Origin of the sequence: Vibrio sp. E14 (assembly GCF_020515785.1) — a bacterium.
Classification (GTDB): domain Bacteria; phylum Pseudomonadota; class Gammaproteobacteria; order Enterobacterales; family Vibrionaceae; genus Vibrio; species Vibrio diabolicus.
Map to the genome: position 1 here is coordinate 38,838 of NZ_JAHPJI010000010.1, position 19,571 is coordinate 58,408.

The following is a 19,571-nucleotide window of genomic DNA, read 5'->3' on the forward strand; positions in this document are numbered from 1 at the left end:
GTGATTGATTACATTATTTAGGGATAGCAGCTAAATGAAAGGCGTCTCTAGTAACTATACCGGATATTAGCAAACACCAAAGTTGCAGGTGTTTCTCCAAATAAGCTGCCGTCCGTACCGTTAAAATGTTGAACTACAGTTAGCAGTTGCCAATTATCACTGAGTGAATAGCTGCTGGATAATCCAGCAAAGTAAGAGCCATCATCATAGTAACTAGCCGATAAGGTGACGCGGTTGAGCGCCGTTAAGTCGAAGCTAGCATCGGCATAAACAGTATGCTCCGTGAAGCTCAAGGTTTTCGCAGAGAGAGGGAGGTTTAGGTAAGATAATGCGCTGCTCGCTGGCTTTGGTTCAGAAAAAAACAACCAAGCACCTCTCACCATCCAGTTACGCACACCACCAAAACTGTAGTCTGACTCCAAACTAGCGACTGTCGTATCCTCAGTAGGCTGACCTTGATGCTCTGTATCAATAGGATCAAACCAGCTTAACTCGCCTCGAAACCCGGCTTGATAGATATCAGTCGCGAACCCTGCTCCAAGAACATAGTCTTGCCGAGATCGACCCGCAATGATTTGATAGTCCCAACCAGAAACGTTGGAGAAATATCGTAGTGACGTGCTGTTTTCTTTAGACTGCTTTGACGGAGAGAAAACGAGATCTAACCCATCGGCAAACCCAAGTTTTTTACTCACCATGACAGCGTCGGTGCCCGCCCGCTCTTCGTAATCAAAGTCGTAAATAGAATAGGCGTTGTAGATGTCGTGTGGGTTCCAAATGGTGTTCATTGACCAGTTGACCCGGAACCGCCCTAACCTTGCCCCCCAATCTTGGTCACTCCAAGAGACGTAGAGTCGATCCAGTTGGGTATTGAGGATTACATTATCTTCTCGCCAGTTTTTGCTTAGATCAAAATACCCATTATCAAGCGCCACGAGTTCCGCATATTGAGGAATCTCAAGCGCATCGCCCCACAATGCTCTATTCCTGATAGCAAGATTTATTCGCCATTCAGGAGAAAAGCGATATTCAACGTTAATCCGGTTATGGAGTAGATGGTCAAGGGTATTACCCTGCTCGTCAGGCATACTATAGGTCGCCATGTATTTCACATAGCCATTGATATCCCATGCTTTTTCAGGCTCCAAACCCGGTATGCTGGCATTAGTTTTAATGCAAATTACCGCAGGACTTAACGCAAAAAAAAGCCGCAATAACTTGGATAGTAAGCTTACGCCTTCTACTCTACCACGCATGGCTCTTCTCTATGGTGTTATCAATGTTGGCAAAATCTCGTGCCAAACGCCCGTCCTCAAATACTATGATTCGATGTGCGCGCTTAATAACTCTAGGATCATGGGTAGAAAAGATAAATGTCGTGCCTTCTTTTTCACTGAGTTGTTCCATGATATCAAGCAGCTCGGCTGTACTTTTTGCATCTAAGTTGGCGGTAGGCTCATCTGCCATTACAAACCTTGGTTTTGGTGCCAATGCTCTTGCAACCGCAACTCTCTGTTGTTGGCCTCCAGACATTTTACTCGGACGTTTATGCATCTGCTGTGATAATCCAACCTGTTGCAGTAGCGCGCTGGCGCGTTCACGACATTCCCTTTCTGTTTTCCCTTGCAATTGCATAACAAACTCGACGTTTTCAAGAGCTGTCAGTACGGGGAGCAGACTATAATCTTGGAAGATAAAGCCAATGTTATCGCGTCGATAAGCGATCAACTCTTTTTCTGACATATCAGAGATTAAGCATCCATCAATTTCCACGCGTCCTGATGTAGGAGAATCGATCCCGCCCAACATGTTTAGTAGGGTCGTTTTCCCTGAACCAGAAGGTCCCATAATAGCGACAAACTCACCTTGCTTGATCTCCAAATCTACGCTCTGAACCGCATGTACCGGAAAGTCACTCTTTGGGTTGTACGTCTTGGATAAGCCTTCCAATTTAATCGTCATTACGTTTTCTCCGCCATGGCATCCGCAGGTCGATGTTTGAGAATTTGCCTTGCTGGATACAAAGCCGCAAATAAGCTCGCGACAAAAATAGCCACAATAATCAATTGATACTCGTAAAACGATACTCTTGGATAAAGCAAGGTATCGACGCCATAAGCACCTAATCCATCAGCAAGTGTGCCAAGCGATAAGCCAGTAATACTCAGTATTTTCAGCATGACTGCGCTTCCTAATAACCCTAACGCGCAACCACTCAAACCAAGGAATAGCGTTTCCAAAATAATCAGTGTGCGAATTTTATGCTGCTGCATGCCAACCGCCATTAACACCCCAAACTCTCTCGTTCTTTCAAAAACTGACATCAGCATGATGTTGATGATTCCGAGAGTCATGGCAAGTACGAAAACGACCAACATAATTTGGTTAGAGATATCCATTGAGCTCATCATTGTTGCGAGTAAAGGCTGTATTTCTTGCCATTTTCTCACGACCAATTGTTCACGGTTGGCTTGTGGCAATATTGATAACGTAAATGCCTCTGCACTTTCTAGCTGTTTAGTCTCGTTGGAGTTCAACAAAACGCCAATTTCATGCGCACCCGACAAGCCTGCGATTGTTTCGAGATCGACTTTACGGACGTAGACATTACCGTCATCAAACGTGGTGGATGGCGTTTTAAAAATACCTCGAACGCGAAAAGCTGCGCCAGATACATCACCCTTGATGTCAGATAATGTTAAAACCACTTTCGATCCAACACGCAGCTTCAACCGATTTGCGGTTTTTTGCGAAACAAGAATGGGGTTTCTTCCCACTTCGTTTAACCATTCTCCGTCTATCACATGGCTTGTAAGCGGTGTGATACTTTGCTCTTGTTCAATATTGATGCCATTGATCCGAACGCCTCTCGTACTACGCGCAGAAGCAATCATGCCATCAGCAAGAAATCGCGCCGATACCGCTTTAACATCTTGATGTGCAGCCAAAGCGGCCGTTATCGTTTGATAATTCGTTATTGTGTCACTAAGGTCAGGATTATTAAGGTAGGATTTCTGATGCACTTGTAGATGACTGGTTTGCCACGCAATCGCGTTTTTGATCATGCTGTCGACCAAACCGTTCATGAATCCAATCATGGCAACAACGCCCATTAAGCCGAACACCATCGCTCCCAGCATAATGGAAGTTCTGAGCTTGTTCCGCCATAAATTACGCCACGCCAATTTAATCAACATGCGCGCCTCCTTTTAGCCCACTAGCAATGGGCAAGCGAAGAAGTCTAGCCATCGGATACATCAGACATAACGATAAAATAACGAGAACGACAAGAATTTGATCCATTAACAAATAAGGGTCTAGCGAAACAGGTACGATTGGTTCAAAGCCACTCTCCAGCATCACTTGTGCAGCATCGCCAGTAATCTCAATCGGATTGATATAGAAATACGCAAGCACAGGCGCGCTGATCAAGGCACCGAGCACAAGACCAATAACGGAGATAAACATCGATTCAATGGCGACGAGCCCCATAAGCTTGCTGCGCAACATACCCGTCGCGAGCATCACCGCAAATTCACGCTGGCGCTCTAACGTCATCATCAAAATCGTGGCAAACAGGCCAAAACCAACAATGCCGTACAAGATATAGATCAAAAAGATCCCACCCGCTTTGTCCAAGGCTATCTGTTGAGAAAGTTCTGGCGACAGCTCCTGCCAGCTTTTTACTGCGACGCCATTCCCGTAGTGGCGCTTTAGTTGTTTAACAATGTCAGGCAACACGCGTAAACTTTGAGTGTTAAGGACCCATGCGGTGACTTGGTTATCAAGCGAATACAACGCTTGTGCGGTATCAAGAGGCATGTAGACCAACTGAGAATCTAACTGCTGCAAAGGAAAGTGCAAAATACCGGACACCTGATACAGTCCAGCCGCCGTTTGACCACGATAACCCGAACCATACAACACCAGTTCATCACCAACGTTCAAATGAAGGTAGTTTGCCAAGCCCTCACCAACAAGCACCGAGTTTTGTCCAGATGCAATAAAGCGCCCTTGTACGATTTTGTCACTAATGCTGGAGTAGCTATCTTCAGCGTCAGGCTCAACGCCGAGCACCATCACGCCTTTGGATCGTTCGTCTTTGGCGGCAAGCGCAAATGACTCAATTCTCGGCAGAACGATGTCGATATCAGGATTATTTTTGGCAGATGCAATGAACGCAGGCGTTTGTGGAAGGACATCATCAATGCTAGAGGAGTCCCCAAAATCGGGATGTTGTAGCTGAATTAATCCCGTATAGAACTTCGCAGCGTTTTTAATATTTGAGGAGTAACTTCCTTCTTGGAACGCTCGAGTCAGTAAGGAGAGAAACAGAACAAGAGCTAACGCAGAAGCGGTTAACAATGTCCGCCGTTTTTGCCGCCATAGATTTCGCCATGCGAGCTTGATGAGCATCCGATCTCACCTCTTATCTAAACCAAAATCCACCCTAATCTCGCAGAGCCTTCATTTGCTGCTGAGAGAAAAAGTCATCATCGATATCAAAATCAAATTGCGCTTCGTGCGTAATCAAAACCGTTTTATTTCCTGGTTTATCTATCGGCTGCATCTCCATGCGAGTCGCAACGTCTCGCCCACCCAACGTTTGCACATCGTAAGTCGTCAAAACATTTACCAGTTCATCAAATTCATCGTAAAACTCGACTTTGCGCTGTAAAAAGCTCGTTTGAGAGATCCACAGTCTGACTTTGCTCCAAACCACTGGGGCGTCAGGCTTGGCAAGTGCATCAATTACCCAAACTTTGTCACCATCAAAGGTTTCACTTTGAAGCAGTTGATGTTGATAATCGACAACAATAGAAGATTGGTTAATTAAATCATCATTCGTGAAGTCTGATCCCATCCAAGACTGACTGAGCATGGATGGCGCAATTTTAATCACTCGCTCGATACTCGGCACCCAATTCCACATTTCTCTATGACGTTTTAACGAGGCGCTACCTTTATCTTTCGCCGGAGCAGTCACCAAGACCAAAGATAATTCCGTACCTTTCGTCCAACTCTTCATGGTCATTGAACGTGACCAGTCAGGGCGAACAATTTTCATGGTGGCTTCGCTATAACTGGATTTTCCGCGCATCGCTTGATCAGACTTTTGGACTATATCGAAAGCGCTCTCAGCGTAAGAAAAAGAAGAGAGAAGTACACAAGCGAGAACACAAAACGTTTTATACATACCTTCCCTTTGTACCGACACGACCTAGAATTTGAATCGAAACGGGTATAATAATTTTAAATTCAATTGAGTATAGCAAGTGAGGATTTAGAAATAGCGATTGGTGACTCAAAAATGCTAAGGGACTTGACGAAGCTCAGGTTGAAACTGGCTGTCTGTTATGACTTGAAACACCGCGCGATTTTTACCTTCAGACTTACCTTGATACATCAGTTGATCAGCGTCTTGTATATTCACGATGTGAGTAAATTCAGGGTAGTATGCGCAGCCTAAGCTAATGCTCAAATGAATCGCTTGCCCGCCAAGGATAATAGGTTGTTCGTACACGGCTTTGCAGAGCATTTGAGCAAAGTTGCGCGCCTCTCGCTCAGAGAGCGATGCCGTCACGAGTGCGAACTCTTCTCCGCCAATTCTCGCCAATGTCATACGTTCATCAGTCATTGATTTTGCTGTTTCAGCCACGGCCACTATCGCTCTATCTCCGACAAGATGACCGTATTGGTCATTAATTGATTTAAAATCATCAATATCAAATACCATTACCGTCAAGCTTCGCTGCAAGTGATTCAAGAGCGCCAATTGTTCAATCAAGTGTCTACGGTTGTAGAGTTTTGTTAGGGAATCCGTTAACGTCATCTCCAGCAATTGCTGGTTAGCAATCGTCAATTGTCTTGTGCGCAGCGCAACCATGCGTTTGAGTGCGAAGATATGATACAGCGTCGCGACCGCCATAACGAAAATCGCAATAGGTAGGAGATAAAGAGGATAGACCGTTTTCACCACACTCCACCGATTGAGGATCCTTTCTCGATCTGTATCGATAACTTTTTCAAACGCTCGAGAGACATCCAAAATGGAAGCAGAACTATGCAACCCTGCTGCAATCCGAAGGTCTTTACTATATAAATTTATTACAGGAACAAACATGCCTGCTCCCGGCATAGTTGCCATATAAAAGTTAGCAACTTGAAGGTCCGCGACAAAATACAGCACCTTCTTAGCGACAGCGGCCTGTATCATCGTGTCGTTATTAATGTACTCTGCAATAGGCGCATTAGGATAATTCGTCTTAATAAACTCAGACTCGTAACTTCCTTTAACGACACCAATTGGCAACGTCATTTCACCAGCTAAAACACTTTTGACATCAATCGAAAGCACGTCTTGATTGACATATAATTTAGTTTGAATGGGCATGATAACTGCGCCAAAATCCAAGTAATCGGCTCTTTCCGATGAGTAAACCAATCCCGCGTGAAAGTCAGCACGCCCCTCTTTTACGGCCTGTAAAGAAGCCTCCCAATCAAGAAGCAGAAACTGAACATCAATTTGGTTGTCCGCCGCATACGCTTTCCAGAAGTCGATCAAAATGCCTTTGGGTTCACCGTCTGGGCTAAGGTAAGAGAATGGCTTCCAAGCTTTGGAGTTAGCAACTATTAAAGAATGAGACTCTGACTTGTGCGCATACGTCATCGGGCAAATAGACAGCCATAGTAGTAACAAAGAAGCACACGCTTTTGTACACTTGCAACCATAAGTACCATAACTCGTCGATGACATACCTACTTCTCACCAGTCTTTTTAAACCATAATCTCGGCTGTTTTGTCTGATCTAAAGATATAGCAGAGCGGTGTCGGACAGGAAGTGGCTCCTATTGATATGAATCTAACTTAGTAGGTTTTAGTACTTATTTGGTACTTTTCAGCGTCTAGTTTTAAGAAGAAAGCTAGCCAGTATAAGGTGAGATAAGAGTGATTTAACTAACACTAAACCATTGAATTTGAATAGGTTGATAAAAAGCAGCATCAATAAAAAAGCCCTATTCAAAATCCACATCGGGGAGAACTTTGAATAGGGCTCTTTGCCTCTATGCTTCATTTTCCGACTGAAGCTGCCTTTACCTTTTTTCGCTTTTACGACTCGTGTTCTGAACAATTGACTGGTGACAACCGCTTTTAACGCATTGTCCTTGATTTCACCTCTGCCGAAATCGGTCTCGTGTTGTAACTCATTCGGCTGAGGACTGGTTTTAGGTTTTGCCATAAATCCTCCTTAATGGTCGAACCAGATTGGACAATAATTATATAAATAAGTCAAATTTATAGATTTAGTTGAATTTTATGCTGAAAAACTTCACATCACCGTCATTTATTTGAAATTTAATCAAAAACATGCTGGTTAAATAGTGACTAAATACAAATATTTGTCCATAAAGCACTAATATATGTTGACTCTTCGTGGAATTAACCTAGACTCAAACACGGCTAGAAAGAAAGTTCTTTGTTTTCACATTTCGTTGGATTACTTGTAACCCGTCGTCCTGTGGTACGCAATAGCAATTTATTTTTCCACGCTATAAGCGCCGTTGAGGCGAAAGATTACATTATTTAGATATTTAGGAAATAGACATGTCTAACACAGCTACTGGCACAGTTAAGTGGTTCAACGAAACTAAAGGCTTCGGTTTCATTCAACAAGAAAACGGTCCTGACGTATTTGCTCACTTCTCTGCAATCACTGGTGACGGCTTCCGTACTCTAGTTGAAGGCCAGAAAGTAGAATTTGTTATCTCTCAAGGTCAAAAAGGCCCTCAAGCAGAGCAAATCAAAGTACTTTAATTCTTAAAGAATTTGATACGATAGCCAGCTTTTAAAGCTGGCTATTTTTTTGTCTATAACTTATTTTTGCCAACAAAAACGATATAAATCCATGGCTCTTAAACCGACTATTTATAAATTTCGTATCGCCATTTCCGATATGAATAACGACTATTACGATTCTAAAAATCTAACTATCGCCCTTCACCCTTCAGAAAAACCTCAACGAATGCTGGCTCGTGTTTTAGCTTACTGCTTAAACGCTCAAAGTAATTTAGAGTTTACGAAAGGGCTTTCTACAATTGAAGAGCCTGATTTATGGCATGTTGGCGATGATCAAAGCATTACTCACTGGATTGAAATTGGCGAACCAGAACCAGAAAGAATTAAGAAAGCCTCTCGCCTAGCAAAACACGTGAAAGTCTACACTTATAACACTAAAGCGACGGTATGGTGGGATAAAATGTCAGGAAAGTTCTCAATGCTTCCGGTCAACGTAGAAAGCTTTGACTACGACGCTATCGACTTGATTTGTCAGCACCTTGACCGAGGCACTAGCCTTTCTGTTATGATAACCGGCAGCTCTATTTTTGTTGATATCAACGATCAACACGTCGAAGTAACGGTGAAGGAACTAAAAAGCCATGACGTCTCTTAGTGAACTGAGTCAAGAGATGGGATTCAAAGAAATTCCCTTCGTTAAAGAACATAAAGCGGCAAAGCGACGTTGGTTAAAAGAACAGTCACAACTGTTTACAAAAGTTTGTGAGAACAAACCCGCCACGGCGCCTACTCTTCACCTGCTTGGTCTTTTGACTAAGTCGCATATTGAAGCCAGCGCTAACTATGAGCAACATGCGCATTCTGCCCAGCAAATGCAGCAAGTGCTGACTGACTCCTTGGGTGATGAGCACGCGGATAAGTTCACTAACCAGTCCGCAGAAGACCTTATCTTGATAACCCACCTTTGGCTTTATACTCAAGGCTATTTGAATATGGACTTTAGCTTGGCGCACGATCATGCCGAGCAAACTCAGAATACATTGCAACACGAGCTTGTTGTAAAACGCATGGATGTTGAAGCATTCAGAACCGAACTGATGCAAAGCTTTTATCTAGGTAGAGAAGCCAGTCCAGCTTCGACTAGCGGTTTTTGGGGCAGGTTAAAACGCTTATTTTCCGTATAAAATACATGGTTTTATCCATTTCAAACAACTGATAGACTTCACGCTCAATGCAACAAGCATCATGATTGCATTTTTAAAGGACAATTACCCAATGAACATCAAGGGATCATTATGAAGTTTATCCGTTGGATTTTAGGCAAGGTTATCTTATTGCTGAACGCCGTGTTCTCACCTCGTGGTATTAAACGCAGTGCAGAAGAACAACAACGTATTGATGAAAAAGCAAAGCAATACGCACTTTACCAATTTGAAGCTTGCCCTTTTTGCGTAAAAGTCCGCCGTGCAATGAAGCGTCAATCGGTGAACATTGAGCTACGTGATGCAAAAAATAACCCGACTCATCGAGCTGAACTAGAGCAAGGTGGTGGACGAATTAAAGTCCCTTGCCTGCGTATCGAAAAAGATGGCGAAACACAGTGGCTATACGAGTCATCTGACATCGTCGCTTACGTTGAAAAAGAATTTGCCTAAGTTCCCCCTATGAACATTGGCGGATGTAAAAGAGGCACCATACAGGTGCCTCTTTTCTATTCAGCCTAGCTGCTCGTTGCTATGCCTAGCCTTTGGGTTCACTCTTCTTGCTCATTCCCAGACGGAAACGCCAGTAAACACATAAGGGCTTAGTGAAAACAACACGACGTAGTTTATCGACCAACCATCGCCTTACTCATCAACGATCAGCGTTAGCTCTACGCGTCGATTACAAGCTTTGCCACTGGCTGTCGAATTACTGCACTGCGGCACATACTCGCCAAAACCTCTAGAAAACACGCGTTGACGAGAAATACTCGTCGCCAGCAGTTGCTTTTCCACTTCACGAGCTCGCTTTTCTGACAACGTGTCATTAAAGCTGGCAGCTCCCGTGCTATCGGCATGGCCATCGATCACGACATCCACATCCGTTCTTCCTGCTAGATAGTGACCAATGTTTCGAATCCAGTCTTGAGATTGCGCTGATAACTGAGCAGAGCCAGTTTGAAAATGCACTTGCTCTTTCAAACGTATCATTAAGTGACCGCCACTGAGTGTCTCATGAGGAATATTGTGCCTGTTCAGAAACATTTCCAGAGAGGTCACATTTTGCGACTTTTTTACTGATGCCCTCTCAGTCTGATACGTGCGAGGTGAAGAAGCCACACTTGAGGCGCTCGGATAGCCCCACTCAGGATGTCTCAGCTCGGTGTTTGTTTTAGGAGCTGTATCTAAAATGTTCCCGCCAGGAACCATGTCTTGATCAAGGCTACTGCACCCAGTCAGAATGCCGCAAACAATTAAAAACCACTGCTTCATACCATTACCAACGTAGAAAAACTCTTGTCCATTGTGTCGACAAAACACGCCGAATCTTTAGCGCTTTTATCCACCGATTGGTTTGTATATGCAGCGTTCATGCCACTGGAATCAATATCAAGTATCTCTCAAATAAAAAGCGATGCCAAAATACCTCCCTGCAGCCTACACATCAGGAAAAGTCTGTTACCAATCGTCTCACTTTATTGTTATTTAATGGTTTTAGTCACAATCGTTAACCGATAAACTAACGCAAATTTCTTACTTAGAGCATTATTATGTTAAAAACCATATCGAAAGGCTTTGCTGTGATTGCCGCCATGATGGCCTTGTCGGCATGCGATAGCGGCAACACTCAGCCTCAGCAAGGCAAACAATACGAAGTTTTGCCTGTATCCCTTGAAGAATATGATTTAGCTCCCCTGACTGAAGCATTCTCTTTAACGTGTGGCCACTGTCGCTCAATGGAAGAGTTTGTCCCTCAAATTGAATCGTTGACCGAGCAAAGCGTTGAAAAAATGCATGTAACTTTCAATGAGAGTGCACAAGTAAGCGCCATCATCTTCTACACTGCAGTCATGCAACTAGAGTCTACACCTGACAAAGCATTTATGGCGGATCTTTTTGCTGCCGTACAAATGGGTCCTGATGCGACTGCTGAGGAACGTCAAATCGCCGTAGAGAAAGCCTTTGAGTCTCGCAACCTTATCAGCCCTTACCATTTAGATGAAGCACAGCAAAAAACGCTGTTTGAGTACATCACTAAGGCAGAAGCGATCACGACTCGCGGCCAAATTAACTCCGTTCCAGCCTTTATCGTTAATGGAAAATACCAAGTCATTACTGGTGGTCATGACAGCGTCGAAGCCATGGCAGAAACCATTAACTATTTGCTAAAACAACCTAAATAGACAAGGAGCTTACGTGTCTAAATTTTTGTTTCCTCTCATTATTTTCATTCTGGCGGGCTTTTTCATTTACCGTACTTGGACAAACCATAAAGTAGCGGATGAAAACTTTGCGAAAGGCCAAGCATTCTTGCTCGAGAATGCGAAGAAAGAAGGCGTCATTACAACAGAAAGTGGTCTTCAATATATTGTTCTTGAAAAAGGCGAAGGTGAGGTTCACCCAACCGCGACAAGCAAAGTCAAAGTGCACTACCACGGCACGTTGATTGATGGCACTGTGTTTGATAGCTCCGTTAATCGCGGTGAGCCAATTTCGTTTGGTCTTAACCAAGTCATTAAAGGCTGGCAAGAAGGCCTACAATACATGGTCGAAGGTGAAAAAATCCGCCTTTTCGTACCAAGCACGCTCGGTTATGGCAAAAGTGGCTCAGGCCCAATTCCACCAGCAAGTGTTTTGATCTTTGATGTTGAATTGTTAGAGATTCAATAACTCTAGAAACTTTGCATTAAAGCCCAACTATCAAAACCAAAAACGCCGCGAACCACGCGGCGTTTTCTGTTTAAAGAGAGGCTACAAACCAATATAGTGATCCGAAAGCAATGCAATGAACAACGCAAAAAGGTGATAGATAGAAAATTTAAACGCCTCCATCGCGGTATTGGGCTCTGGCGCGTATTTTAGCTTCCATGCATGGTACATAAAGCCAGCGTTAAGTAGTAACGAGGCAAAAAGATAAACTACGCCGACCATTCCAACCAACACCGGCAGCACACAAACCAACGTCAACAATACTGTATACAACAGAATGGAAGTTTTGGTGTACTCGATACCATGTGTCACTGGCAACATTGGAATATCCACCTTACGATAGTCCTCTACGCGATGAATTGCGAGTGCCCAAAAGTGTGGTGGCGTCCAGATAAAAATGATCATCACAAGCAGCCAAGCATTCGCATGCAACTGCCCTGTTACGGCAGTCCAACCGAGAAGAGGCGGCATCGCACCCGCAATACCTGCAATTACGATATTTTGCGGAGTAGCGCGTTTGAGGTACATGGTGTACACCATCGCATAGCCGAGTAAACTCATCAAAGTCAGCCATGCCGTCAGTGGGTTAACCAGCGCATACAAAAGAACAAATCCTATGACGCCTAAAGCCGTCGCAAAGGTTATCACCGATAACGGCTTAGCTTCACCCGATGGCAACGGACGTTTGTGTGTGCGAGCCATTCTCGCATCAATGCGGCGGTCAATCAGGTGATTAAACGCTGCCGCGGAGCCTGCCATCAAACCAATGCCTGTTAGGCCAACCGCCGCCTGCAACCAAGGAAACTCAGTAACAGGCGCTAAACTCATCCCGACAACTGCCGTCACCAGCATTAATGCGACTACTTTAGGCTTCGTTAACTTCAAATAAACGGAACTTAGTCGCTTTCGCTCATTTAACGACAGTGCGATTTCTTTACTCATAGCGAACTCCTTTCGCGGTGTAACTCCAAGCTTTTTTGCCCTGCCACAAATAAAACTGACTCACACAAACAAGACTCAACATAATGGCGGCACCCAAGTTATGTGCCACGGCGACATAAATAGGAAGTTGGAATACAACGTTGCTCACGCCCAACATAACTTGACACGCTAAAGTGAGTAGTAACCATCCTCCAATGCGCTGTGAATGATGGGAATCTTGCCTCATGAGCATAATGCTATAAGCCAATACGACAGTGGCGGTGACAATCGCACCGAGGCGATGCGTAACATGTATGGTCATTCTTGCCGGATACTCCAATACACCAAATTCGTAATTCTCGAATCCGGTTTGCCAGAAAGAAAACGCCTCTTTCCATGAGAGATGACTCATCCAATCTCCCTCACAAATAGGCAGTGAGGTGCACATGAGCGCGGCATAGTTTGACGAAGTCCACCCTCCGAGCAGCACCTGCATAAAAACAACCAGAAAAACCAATACTGAGAAGCCTCGTAGCGAGCTGGAAGATGGAGAAAAATAGAGATTATTTTGCGCTTTTAACTGGCAGTAAAAAATCGCCTGCAAAACCAGTAAAGTAAAGCCACCAAGCAGATGAAGCATTACGATGACTGGCATTAATTTGAGCGTCACGGTCCACATCCCCAAAAGTGCTTGCCCGACCACCAGTACACTGAGAAGCATCGGAATAGTAGGATTCACGCGCTCAGACCTCATTGATATCACTGTCATGGCAAAAATGACCAAACCCAACGTTCCTGCAAAATAGCGATGAATCATTTCAAGCCATGCTTTCTCATGCTCGACTGCCCGTTCAGGGAAATTAAGATTGGCACGTATTACGTCTTCTTCTTGATGAGGCACGCCAAAGTGCCCATAGCAGCCGGGCCAATCAGGGCAACCTAACCCTGCATCAGAAAGGCGAGTATACGCGCCTAACATGATCACCACGAAAGTTAGGAGCAAACTGAATTTAACCAACTGAATTAACTTCATATACGCCCCTTTCTAACCAACTCGTGACAATTTTAAGAGCTTGCGTAAATCCGCCAACATACCTTTGTTGAACGAGACTAAATCTTCATTCGGTTTTGGCGAGTAAGACATCACCAATTGCCCCAGAGGATCAACGATTAACATTTGTCCGGGTTTCACTTTGGCGGTAACCAATTCATTCATTTGCATCGCTAACATCGATACTTCTATGGGGTCTGAATGCTCAGTCTGCCAAACGACTGGCACTACTCGCTCTTGATACTTACCTAAAGCAACATGGCTTTGCTGAAGCAGGTAAAGCTGCTGTTTACACTGTTCAGTGCATTCGTTAGGCAATACATAAGCGAGTTGCCAACCATGGTCTTTGAGAGGTGACTCTTGACCAAGCTGTTCTAACGTCGTGTATGGTTCAACTAACACACCTCTATTGGTCACACCGCTTTGATACCACCCTTGGGTGAGAATGACCTTAGCGATGACGGCAGGAAGCGCAAACGTACACACCAACGCAATCAACATTAGCCGCCCTTTGGTTACTTTAGATGTCATGCTTCACCTCCATGTGACGCAACTTTCTTTGCCAACGAACAAAAACAATTAAGGTCAATAATAAGAAAACGCCCGCCATCGAAAACCACTGAATCGAATAACCGAAATGCTTGGCGCTGTTGAGCGGCAATGGGTTCCAAGGAAAGTCGTAAGGCCAATTTTTTAGATTGTCTGGCTGCAAGACTGCGGGCATAAGTTCAATATTAAGTAGCTGATTCAGTTGCGCGATATTCAGGTTCTGCACACGAATGGCATCGCCAACTTCTGGCATTAATTCAGAGCTCAACGGGTTAGCAGATTTTCGGTACAGACGTCCCGAGATAAAGGTCGACACTTCGAGTGTTGTGACGGTTGGTAATATTGAACGATCTGCTATTCCCTCCACAAAACCAAGCTCTAATGCATAGGTTCCTGATTCATCACTCATAGAGACAATCTGAAATGCTAAATAGCCCACATTGCCCTGATGCGTTTGGTTATCCAGTAAAATTACGGGAAACGCCTGAGGAACAACATTAGCTTCCACTTTTTTTCCGAGAATGCTGCCTTCTCTCCAATCGTTTTCTTCAAGAACTTCGCCTAATGCTTGGTACGCACTATCCGCTCGCGCAAGAATGGCTTGTTCCAAAGCCTGTTTCTCTTGCCCTCTTTCAAGCTGCCAAAAACCCAGTTTGACCAAAAGAGAAAACACAACCACAGTTAAACCAACTGCAACCCAAAACCGTTTCGATAGCCATAATTGTCTTGATAACAACAACGATGAAACCGGAGGTGCTATGTCCACCGTATTTCTATTCAAACTGACGCTTGTCCTTTTGCTGCTTTTCATTATCTTCAACCTCGCAAAAGCGCTTATCGAAATGGTTCGTGAAGACCCAGATAATCCCGAAAAAAGAGACAAACCTATGAGTCATTACTTAGGCCGTCGAGTCATGTTCTCCGCTTTAGTAGTTATCCTTCTACTTATTGCGCTCAGTTCAGGCTGGCTGGCTCCGAATCCCCGTCCTTACTAATCGCCCAATGAACCTACAGCACGTACACGAACACAAATAGACATAACCAAACCACATCCACAAAGTGCCAATACCAACTACCTGCTTGGAAGGCAAAATGGTTCTTAGACGAAAAATGATCTTTAGCGATTCGGAGCAATAATACGATTAAGAAAATCGTCCCAAGACAAACGTGCAAACCGTGAAAACCCGTCAGCATAAAGAAGGTGTTTCCGTAGATACCAGATTGCAACGTGAGCCCCATTTCTTGATAAGCATGAGCATACTCAACCGCTTGGTAATATAGGAAAAAGCCCGCAAGCACGATGGTGATTTCCAACCAAACAATCAGTGCCGTTCTTTTGTCTTTTTCAAGGCTTATGTGCGCCATATGCAGTGTAATCGACGACAATAACAGCAAAATAGTATTAGTAAGGGGAATGCCCTGCCACGGCATAGCTTGCGTTGTTTCTCCACCCGGAGTCAGTGTGAGTGGCCACATAGCTTCGAAGGTTGGCCACAAAACCTCGTTGGTCATGAAGTTGTTATCTGCCCCACCTAGCCAAGGCACAGAAATCATCCTGGCGTAAAATAACGCACCAAAAAAGGCACCAAAAAACATCACTTCAGAGAAGATGAACCAGCTCATCCCTTGGCGAAAAGAACGAGTAATTTGCGAGCTGTACTTTCCACTCAGTGACTCAGTAATCACATTACTAAACCAGCCTGCCAACATGTAAAGCAAGAACAGAAAACCTACCGCTAGCACAATGCTACCAATGGTTCCCACAGCCCCTTCACTTTGTGTTCCCTGAACGGTCATTCCTGCACCAACGGCAACTAAAAATAGAGCAAACGCACCGATGATCGGCCAGCTACTTTGAGCGGGAACATAATATGTTCCTGGCTTGTTACTCATAATTTCTCTCCTTACTGACCAGCCTTGGTCTGTATCTCTCTCCTTGAGTGGCTAAGAACCTGTAGGAGGGGGAAGTTTATAGAGTGTGTAAGACAGCGTTAACGTGTGTATCGACTCCGGTAAGTCCGGTTCGATATAAAAAATCAACGGCATTTGAGCATGTTGTTTGCCATCCAAAGGCTGTTGGTTAAAACAAAAGCACTCAATCTTATTGAAATAAGCGGCACCATTCCCGGGAGAAACAGAGGGAACGGCTTGCCCTACCAACTTCTGCCCGCTTTCATTAAATGCAAGGTATTCGGTTTGCACGACTTCACCGGGATGAACGTCCATCGAAATCACTTTGGGTTTAAACTCCCAAGGCATATCGGGGCTGACATGCGCCATAAACTCCACGCGAATGGTTCGGCTCATATCTGGCTGCATACCAGTTGGTTGAATGGCGGCCACTTCACTTGTTTTTCCATTGATACCCAGTGCGTCGCACATTACGTCATACAATGGGACAAGTGCGTAGCCAAACCCAAACATCAAAAGGGTCGCTAAAAGCAACTTCACAGTGAGCTTTTTGTTTGATGGATTCGGTTTCATCTCACTCACCCCGTTCGTTTCTAATCGACTTTAGGCGGCGTAGTAAACGTATGATGGGGCGCCGGGCTTGGCACCGTCCATTCTAAGCCCTCCGCACGTTCCCACGGTTTTGCAGCAGCCTTTTCACCGCCACGAATACACTTAATCACCACCCATAAAAAGATCAATTGTGACAACCCAAACGCAAATCCACCAATGGAGACGATTTGATTGACATCAGCAAACTGAATAGCGTAATCCGGGATACGTCTTGGCATACCCGCTAAACCTAGAAAGTGCATCGGGAAAAACAAAACATTAACTGAAATAATCGAGCACCAGAAATGCCACAAACTCAGCTTGTGATCGTACATATTGCCTGTCCACTTAGGTAGCCAATAGTACGCTGCCGCCATAATCGAGAATACAGCACCAGATACCAACACATAGTGGAAATGCGCAACCACGAAGTAAGTGTCATGATATTGGAAATCCGCCGGCACAATCGCCAGCATCAACCCTGAGAAACCGCCAATCGTAAAGAGCACAATAAAGGCAATGGCAAACAACATCGGCGTTTCAAATGTCAAAGCCCCACGCCACATGGTGGCGACCCAGTTAAAGACTTTCACCCCTGTTGGTACCGCAATCAGCATGGTGCAATACATAAAGAAAAGCTCTGCAAAAACTGGCATCCCCGTTGTAAACATGTGATGCGCCCACACAAGGAAAGACAACAACGCAATGCTGCACGTCGCGTAAACCATCGAATGATAACCAAACAGCTTCTTGCCACTGAAAGCAGGAAGGATGGCAGAAATGATGCCAAACGACGGTAAAATCATGATGTACACTTCTGGGTGACCAAAGAACCAAAAGATGTGTTGGAACATCACTGGGTCACCGCCACCAGCAGCATCAAAGAAGCTAGTCCCGAAGTATTTGTCGGTAAGAACCATCGTCACCGCACCCGCTAATACCGGCATAACCGCGATCAACAAGAAAGCGGTGATTAACCAAGTCCAAACAAACATTGGTAACTTGAACCGAGTCATTCCCGGAGCTCGCATATTTACTATCGTCACGATAACGTTTATCGCGCCCATAATGGAGCTGATACCCATGATGTGAACAGAGAATACAAACAGCGCGGTGCTATCTGGGCCATAAGTCGTGGACAACGGAGCATAGAACGTCCAACCAAAATCAGGGCCGCCGCCAGGTAAAAACAACGAGCTCAACAAAATAAGAAATGCAAAAGGTAGAATCCAGAAGCTCAAGTTGTTCATGCGAGGTAGCGCCATATCTGGAGCACCGATCATCATTGGAATCATCCAGTTAGCAAGACCCGTAAATGCTGGCATCACAGCACCAAACACCATCACCAAACCGTGTACCGTGGTCATTTGATTAAAAAACTGTGGATCAACCAGCTGTAGTCCAGGCTGGAATAGTTCGGCACGAATGACCATCGCCATCGCCCCACCAGTCAGAAACATCGCGAAACTAAACCAAAGGTACAGGGTGCCAATATCTTTATGGTTTGTGGAATACAGCCAACGAGCAATACCTTGGGGAGCATGATGATCGTGGCCATCATCAATCGCAATGGTACTGTTTGCACTGGCTTCCGCTGGAGCAGACTTCACTGCCTTATCTATTGGCTTACTCATATTTCCTCCTTAGCACTGCCTTGTGCCTTAAAGGCATTCACATCGGATGCTTGCACCCTATCACCAGTGTCGTTGCCCCATGCGTTTCGCTGGTATGTGATGACCGCAGCAATTTCTTTGTCACTTAACTGGTTCGAAAAAGACTGCATTGCAGTGCCCGGACGGCCATTCACAATCACATCAATGTGCTCTGAAATTGGGCCTGTTGCGATAGGGCTGCCCTTAATCGCGGGAAATGCACCCGGAATCCCCTCACCATTAGCCTGATGGCACACAGCACAACGCGCCGTGTATATAGATTCGCCCTGCGACATCAACTCACCCATGGATAAGTCTTGAGAGAGCGCCTCTTGTGCCGCCGCTTTTTGAAGTGCGATTTCTTCCTTCTTACTCGCTAACCATTCATCAAACTTTTCTTCTTCCATCGCATGCACCACCACCGGCATGAACCCGTGTGCACGACCACATAGCTCCGCACATTGACCGCGATATACGCCTGGCTCATCAATTCTTGTCCATGCTTCATTAATAAAACCAGGGATGGTATCTTTCTTGACAGCAAAATCCGGCACCCACCATGAGTGAATGACATCATCAGAAGTCATCAAAAAACGCACTTTGCGATTCACAGGCAACACCAAAGGGTTGTCTACTTCCAATAGATAATGCGCGCCTTTTGTCTCGATACCATCAATTTGCTTTTGGCTGGTGGCAAGCAAACTGAAGAACTCAACATCTTCACCAAAATAGCTGTAATGCCATTTCCATTGCGAGCCTGTGATCTTGACCGTGATATCTGATTGGCTTGTGTCTTCCATTGCGACTAAAGTTTTCGTTGCGGGAATCGCCATGGCGACAAGAATGATGATGGGTATGACTGTCCAAATAATTTCCACTTTTGTACTTTCGTGGAAATGTGCGGCAACTGCTCCTTTTGACTTGCGATGACGAAAGATGGAATAGAACATGACACCAAATACAATCAAAGCAATTACGCAGCAGATATAGAAAATCAGCATATGTAATTCATACACTTGCCCACTTATCGCTGTGACCCCTTTGGTCATGTTGTAGTCACTTTCCTTTGACCAACTGAAAGAGGAGAATGTGATTAAAATCACATTCAGTGATAAGGCTAGAGTAGTCGTTAATCTTTTCAAAAGATCTCTCCTCTGCTCAGCCGCTATGCTTGCGCGAGCTTCCTT

The 19,571-nt window shown here is 44.8% G+C and carries 23 protein-coding genes; 7 read left to right on the forward strand and 16 right to left on the reverse strand.

The genetic code is table 11. From position 1 onward, the window contains the following. Nucleotides 1–47: 47 nt before the first annotated feature. The 7 genes from LIX84_RS20215 to LIX84_RS20245 all read right to left on the reverse strand — a co-directional run bounded on the left by LIX84_RS20215 (nucleotide 48) and on the right by LIX84_RS20245 (nucleotide 7,241). Entirely contained in the window at nucleotides 48–1,256 is a 1,209-nt protein-coding gene (locus LIX84_RS20215; protein ID WP_226422057.1) for a hypothetical protein, read from the reverse strand. After that, nucleotides 1,246–1,962 (reverse strand): ABC transporter ATP-binding protein, encoded by a 717-nt coding sequence (locus LIX84_RS20220; RefSeq protein ID WP_005391145.1) that lies wholly within the window; start codon nucleotides 1,960–1,962, stop codon nucleotides 1,246–1,248. The genes LIX84_RS20215 and LIX84_RS20220 overlap by 11 nt, the downstream gene beginning before the upstream one ends. After that, nucleotides 1,962–3,197, reverse strand: a complete 1,236-nt coding sequence (locus LIX84_RS20225; protein WP_226422058.1) for an ABC transporter permease — start codon at nucleotides 3,195–3,197, stop codon at nucleotides 1,962–1,964. Before LIX84_RS20225 ends, LIX84_RS20220 begins: the two co-directional genes overlap by 1 nt. Then, entirely contained in the window at nucleotides 3,187–4,416 is a 1,230-nt protein-coding gene (locus LIX84_RS20230; protein ID WP_226422059.1) for an ABC transporter permease, read from the reverse strand. The genes LIX84_RS20225 and LIX84_RS20230 overlap by 11 nt, the downstream gene beginning before the upstream one ends. 34 nt (nucleotides 4,417–4,450) lie before the next feature. Continuing rightward, nucleotides 4,451–5,197 (reverse strand): outer membrane lipoprotein-sorting protein, encoded by a 747-nt coding sequence (locus LIX84_RS20235; protein WP_203342812.1) that lies wholly within the window; start codon nucleotides 5,195–5,197, stop codon nucleotides 4,451–4,453. A gap of 117 nt (nucleotides 5,198–5,314) precedes the next feature. After that, a complete protein-coding gene (locus tag LIX84_RS20240) occupies nucleotides 5,315–6,757 on the reverse strand; it encodes a transporter substrate-binding domain-containing diguanylate cyclase (protein ID WP_226422060.1) in 1,443 nt (480 codons plus the stop codon). A 142-nt stretch (nucleotides 6,758–6,899) separates the two neighbouring features. After that, entirely contained in the window at nucleotides 6,900–7,241 is a 342-nt protein-coding gene (locus LIX84_RS20245; RefSeq protein ID WP_006742054.1) for an alternative ribosome-rescue factor A, read from the reverse strand. Nucleotides 7,242–7,606: 365 nt separating this feature from the next. Between LIX84_RS20245 and LIX84_RS20250 the strand changes: the two genes are divergently transcribed. The 4 genes from LIX84_RS20250 to LIX84_RS20265 all read left to right on the forward strand — a co-directional run bounded on the left by LIX84_RS20250 (nucleotide 7,607) and on the right by LIX84_RS20265 (nucleotide 9,453). Next, nucleotides 7,607–7,816 carry a cold-shock protein gene (locus LIX84_RS20250; RefSeq protein ID WP_005375625.1) on the forward strand — a complete coding sequence of 70 codons (210 nt, stop codon included), beginning with the start codon at nucleotides 7,607–7,609 and terminating at the stop codon, nucleotides 7,814–7,816. Nucleotides 7,817–7,907: 91 nt separating this feature from the next. Next, nucleotides 7,908–8,453 (forward strand): YaeQ family protein, encoded by a 546-nt coding sequence (locus LIX84_RS20255; RefSeq protein ID WP_005391156.1) that lies wholly within the window; start codon nucleotides 7,908–7,910, stop codon nucleotides 8,451–8,453. Then, entirely contained in the window at nucleotides 8,440–8,982 is a 543-nt protein-coding gene (locus tag LIX84_RS20260) for a hypothetical protein (protein ID WP_139060017.1), read from the forward strand. Before LIX84_RS20255 ends, LIX84_RS20260 begins: the two co-directional genes overlap by 14 nt. Before the next feature lie 111 nt (nucleotides 8,983–9,093). Next, nucleotides 9,094–9,453: a glutaredoxin family protein gene (locus LIX84_RS20265; protein WP_053809555.1), complete on the forward strand. Its 360-nt coding sequence runs from the start codon at nucleotides 9,094–9,096 to the stop codon at nucleotides 9,451–9,453. A 192-nt stretch (nucleotides 9,454–9,645) separates the two neighbouring features. Here the strand turns inward: LIX84_RS20265 and LIX84_RS20270 are convergent, their stop codons facing one another. Beyond that, nucleotides 9,646–10,272: an OmpA family protein gene (locus LIX84_RS20270; RefSeq protein ID WP_226422061.1), complete on the reverse strand. Its 627-nt coding sequence runs from the start codon at nucleotides 10,270–10,272 to the stop codon at nucleotides 9,646–9,648. Nucleotides 10,273–10,550: 278 nt separating this feature from the next. On the opposite strand from LIX84_RS20270, the gene LIX84_RS20275 reads away from it, so the two are divergent. Beyond that, nucleotides 10,551–11,183 (forward strand): thiol:disulfide interchange protein DsbA/DsbL, encoded by a 633-nt coding sequence (locus LIX84_RS20275; protein WP_226422062.1) that lies wholly within the window; start codon nucleotides 10,551–10,553, stop codon nucleotides 11,181–11,183. A 13-nt stretch (nucleotides 11,184–11,196) separates the two neighbouring features. Further along, complete coding sequence (locus tag LIX84_RS20280; protein ID WP_005391162.1) at nucleotides 11,197–11,670, forward strand: FKBP-type peptidyl-prolyl cis-trans isomerase; 474 nt, start codon at nucleotides 11,197–11,199, stop codon at nucleotides 11,668–11,670. 81 nt (nucleotides 11,671–11,751) lie between these two features. Here LIX84_RS20280 and cyoE read toward each other — a convergent pair whose 3' ends face one another. From cyoE to LIX84_RS20300, 4 genes are read right to left on the reverse strand one after another with little or no spacing between them, the layout of a single operon-like run. Then, nucleotides 11,752–12,651: a heme o synthase gene (gene cyoE / locus LIX84_RS20285; protein ID WP_006742059.1), complete on the reverse strand. Its 900-nt coding sequence runs from the start codon at nucleotides 12,649–12,651 to the stop codon at nucleotides 11,752–11,754. Beyond that, nucleotides 12,644–13,663 (reverse strand): COX15/CtaA family protein, encoded by a 1,020-nt coding sequence (locus tag LIX84_RS20290; RefSeq protein WP_226422063.1) that lies wholly within the window; start codon nucleotides 13,661–13,663, stop codon nucleotides 12,644–12,646. The genes cyoE and LIX84_RS20290 overlap by 8 nt, the downstream gene beginning before the upstream one ends. Nucleotides 13,664–13,675: 12 nt before the next feature. Continuing rightward, nucleotides 13,676–14,212: a cytochrome oxidase biogenesis cluster protein gene (locus LIX84_RS20295; protein ID WP_193447325.1), complete on the reverse strand. Its 537-nt coding sequence runs from the start codon at nucleotides 14,210–14,212 to the stop codon at nucleotides 13,676–13,678. Next, nucleotides 14,202–14,996: an SURF1 family protein gene (locus LIX84_RS20300; protein WP_443083705.1), complete on the reverse strand. Its 795-nt coding sequence runs from the start codon at nucleotides 14,994–14,996 to the stop codon at nucleotides 14,202–14,204. The genes LIX84_RS20295 and LIX84_RS20300 overlap by 11 nt, the downstream gene beginning before the upstream one ends. Here LIX84_RS20300 and LIX84_RS20305 point away from each other — a divergent pair. Then, nucleotides 14,989–15,225: a DUF2909 family protein gene (locus LIX84_RS20305; RefSeq protein ID WP_005391169.1), complete on the forward strand. Its 237-nt coding sequence runs from the start codon at nucleotides 14,989–14,991 to the stop codon at nucleotides 15,223–15,225. The two genes, LIX84_RS20300 and LIX84_RS20305, sit on opposite strands and share 8 nt — an antisense overlap. A gap of 13 nt (nucleotides 15,226–15,238) precedes the next feature. Here LIX84_RS20305 and LIX84_RS20310 read toward each other — a convergent pair whose 3' ends face one another. The 4 genes from LIX84_RS20310 to coxB are packed head-to-tail and all read right to left on the reverse strand — an operon-like array spanning nucleotide 15,239 to nucleotide 19,526. Beyond that, the gene (locus tag LIX84_RS20310; protein ID WP_005391171.1) at nucleotides 15,239–16,123 is read right to left on the reverse strand and encodes a cytochrome c oxidase subunit 3; all 885 of its coding nucleotides are present in this window, start codon (nucleotides 16,121–16,123) and stop codon (nucleotides 15,239–15,241) included. A 51-nt stretch (nucleotides 16,124–16,174) separates the two neighbouring features. Next, complete coding sequence (locus LIX84_RS20315) at nucleotides 16,175–16,714, reverse strand: cytochrome c oxidase assembly protein (protein ID WP_065645779.1); 540 nt, start codon at nucleotides 16,712–16,714, stop codon at nucleotides 16,175–16,177. 20 nt (nucleotides 16,715–16,734) lie between these two features. Further along, nucleotides 16,735–18,366 carry a cytochrome c oxidase subunit I gene (ctaD, locus tag LIX84_RS20320; protein ID WP_226422065.1) on the reverse strand — a complete coding sequence of 544 codons (1,632 nt, stop codon included), beginning with the start codon at nucleotides 18,364–18,366 and terminating at the stop codon, nucleotides 16,735–16,737. After that, complete coding sequence (coxB, locus tag LIX84_RS20325; protein ID WP_199804445.1) at nucleotides 18,363–19,526, reverse strand: cytochrome c oxidase subunit II; 1,164 nt, start codon at nucleotides 19,524–19,526, stop codon at nucleotides 18,363–18,365. The genes ctaD and coxB overlap by 4 nt, the downstream gene beginning before the upstream one ends. Nucleotides 19,527–19,571 lie beyond the last annotated feature (45 nt).

Coding starts and splice junctions, on each gene's coding strand:
- LIX84_RS20215 (WP_226422057.1), bottom strand. CDS start 1,256: ATGCGTGGTAGAGTAGAAGGCGTAAGCTTACTATCCAAGTTATTGCGG.
- LIX84_RS20220 (WP_005391145.1), bottom strand. CDS start 1,962: ATGACGATTAAATTGGAAGGCTTATCCAAGACGTACAACCCAAAGAGT.
- LIX84_RS20225 (WP_226422058.1), bottom strand. CDS start 3,197: ATGTTGATTAAATTGGCGTGGCGTAATTTATGGCGGAACAAGCTCAGA.
- LIX84_RS20230 (WP_226422059.1), bottom strand. CDS start 4,416: ATGCTCATCAAGCTCGCATGGCGAAATCTATGGCGGCAAAAACGGCGG.
- LIX84_RS20235 (WP_203342812.1), bottom strand. CDS start 5,197: ATGTATAAAACGTTTTGTGTTCTCGCTTGTGTACTTCTCTCTTCTTTT.
- LIX84_RS20240 (WP_226422060.1), bottom strand. CDS start 6,757: ATGTCATCGACGAGTTATGGTACTTATGGTTGCAAGTGTACAAAAGCG.
- LIX84_RS20245 (WP_006742054.1), bottom strand. CDS start 7,241: ATGGCAAAACCTAAAACCAGTCCTCAGCCGAATGAGTTACAACACGAG.
- LIX84_RS20250 (WP_005375625.1), top strand. CDS start 7,607: ATGTCTAACACAGCTACTGGCACAGTTAAGTGGTTCAACGAAACTAAA.
- LIX84_RS20255 (WP_005391156.1), top strand. CDS start 7,908: ATGGCTCTTAAACCGACTATTTATAAATTTCGTATCGCCATTTCCGAT.
- LIX84_RS20260 (WP_139060017.1), top strand. CDS start 8,440: ATGACGTCTCTTAGTGAACTGAGTCAAGAGATGGGATTCAAAGAAATT.
- LIX84_RS20265 (WP_053809555.1), top strand. CDS start 9,094: ATGAAGTTTATCCGTTGGATTTTAGGCAAGGTTATCTTATTGCTGAAC.
- LIX84_RS20270 (WP_226422061.1), bottom strand. CDS start 10,272: ATGAAGCAGTGGTTTTTAATTGTTTGCGGCATTCTGACTGGGTGCAGT.
- LIX84_RS20275 (WP_226422062.1), top strand. CDS start 10,551: ATGTTAAAAACCATATCGAAAGGCTTTGCTGTGATTGCCGCCATGATG.
- cyoE (WP_006742059.1), bottom strand. CDS start 12,651: ATGAGTAAAGAAATCGCACTGTCGTTAAATGAGCGAAAGCGACTAAGT.
- LIX84_RS20290 (WP_226422063.1), bottom strand. CDS start 13,663: ATGAAGTTAATTCAGTTGGTTAAATTCAGTTTGCTCCTAACTTTCGTG.
- LIX84_RS20295 (WP_193447325.1), bottom strand. CDS start 14,212: ATGACATCTAAAGTAACCAAAGGGCGGCTAATGTTGATTGCGTTGGTG.
- LIX84_RS20305 (WP_005391169.1), top strand. CDS start 14,989: ATGTCCACCGTATTTCTATTCAAACTGACGCTTGTCCTTTTGCTGCTT.
- LIX84_RS20310 (WP_005391171.1), bottom strand. CDS start 16,123: ATGAGTAACAAGCCAGGAACATATTATGTTCCCGCTCAAAGTAGCTGG.
- LIX84_RS20315 (WP_065645779.1), bottom strand. CDS start 16,714: ATGAAACCGAATCCATCAAACAAAAAGCTCACTGTGAAGTTGCTTTTA.
- ctaD (WP_226422065.1), bottom strand. CDS start 18,366: ATGAGTAAGCCAATAGATAAGGCAGTGAAGTCTGCTCCAGCGGAAGCC.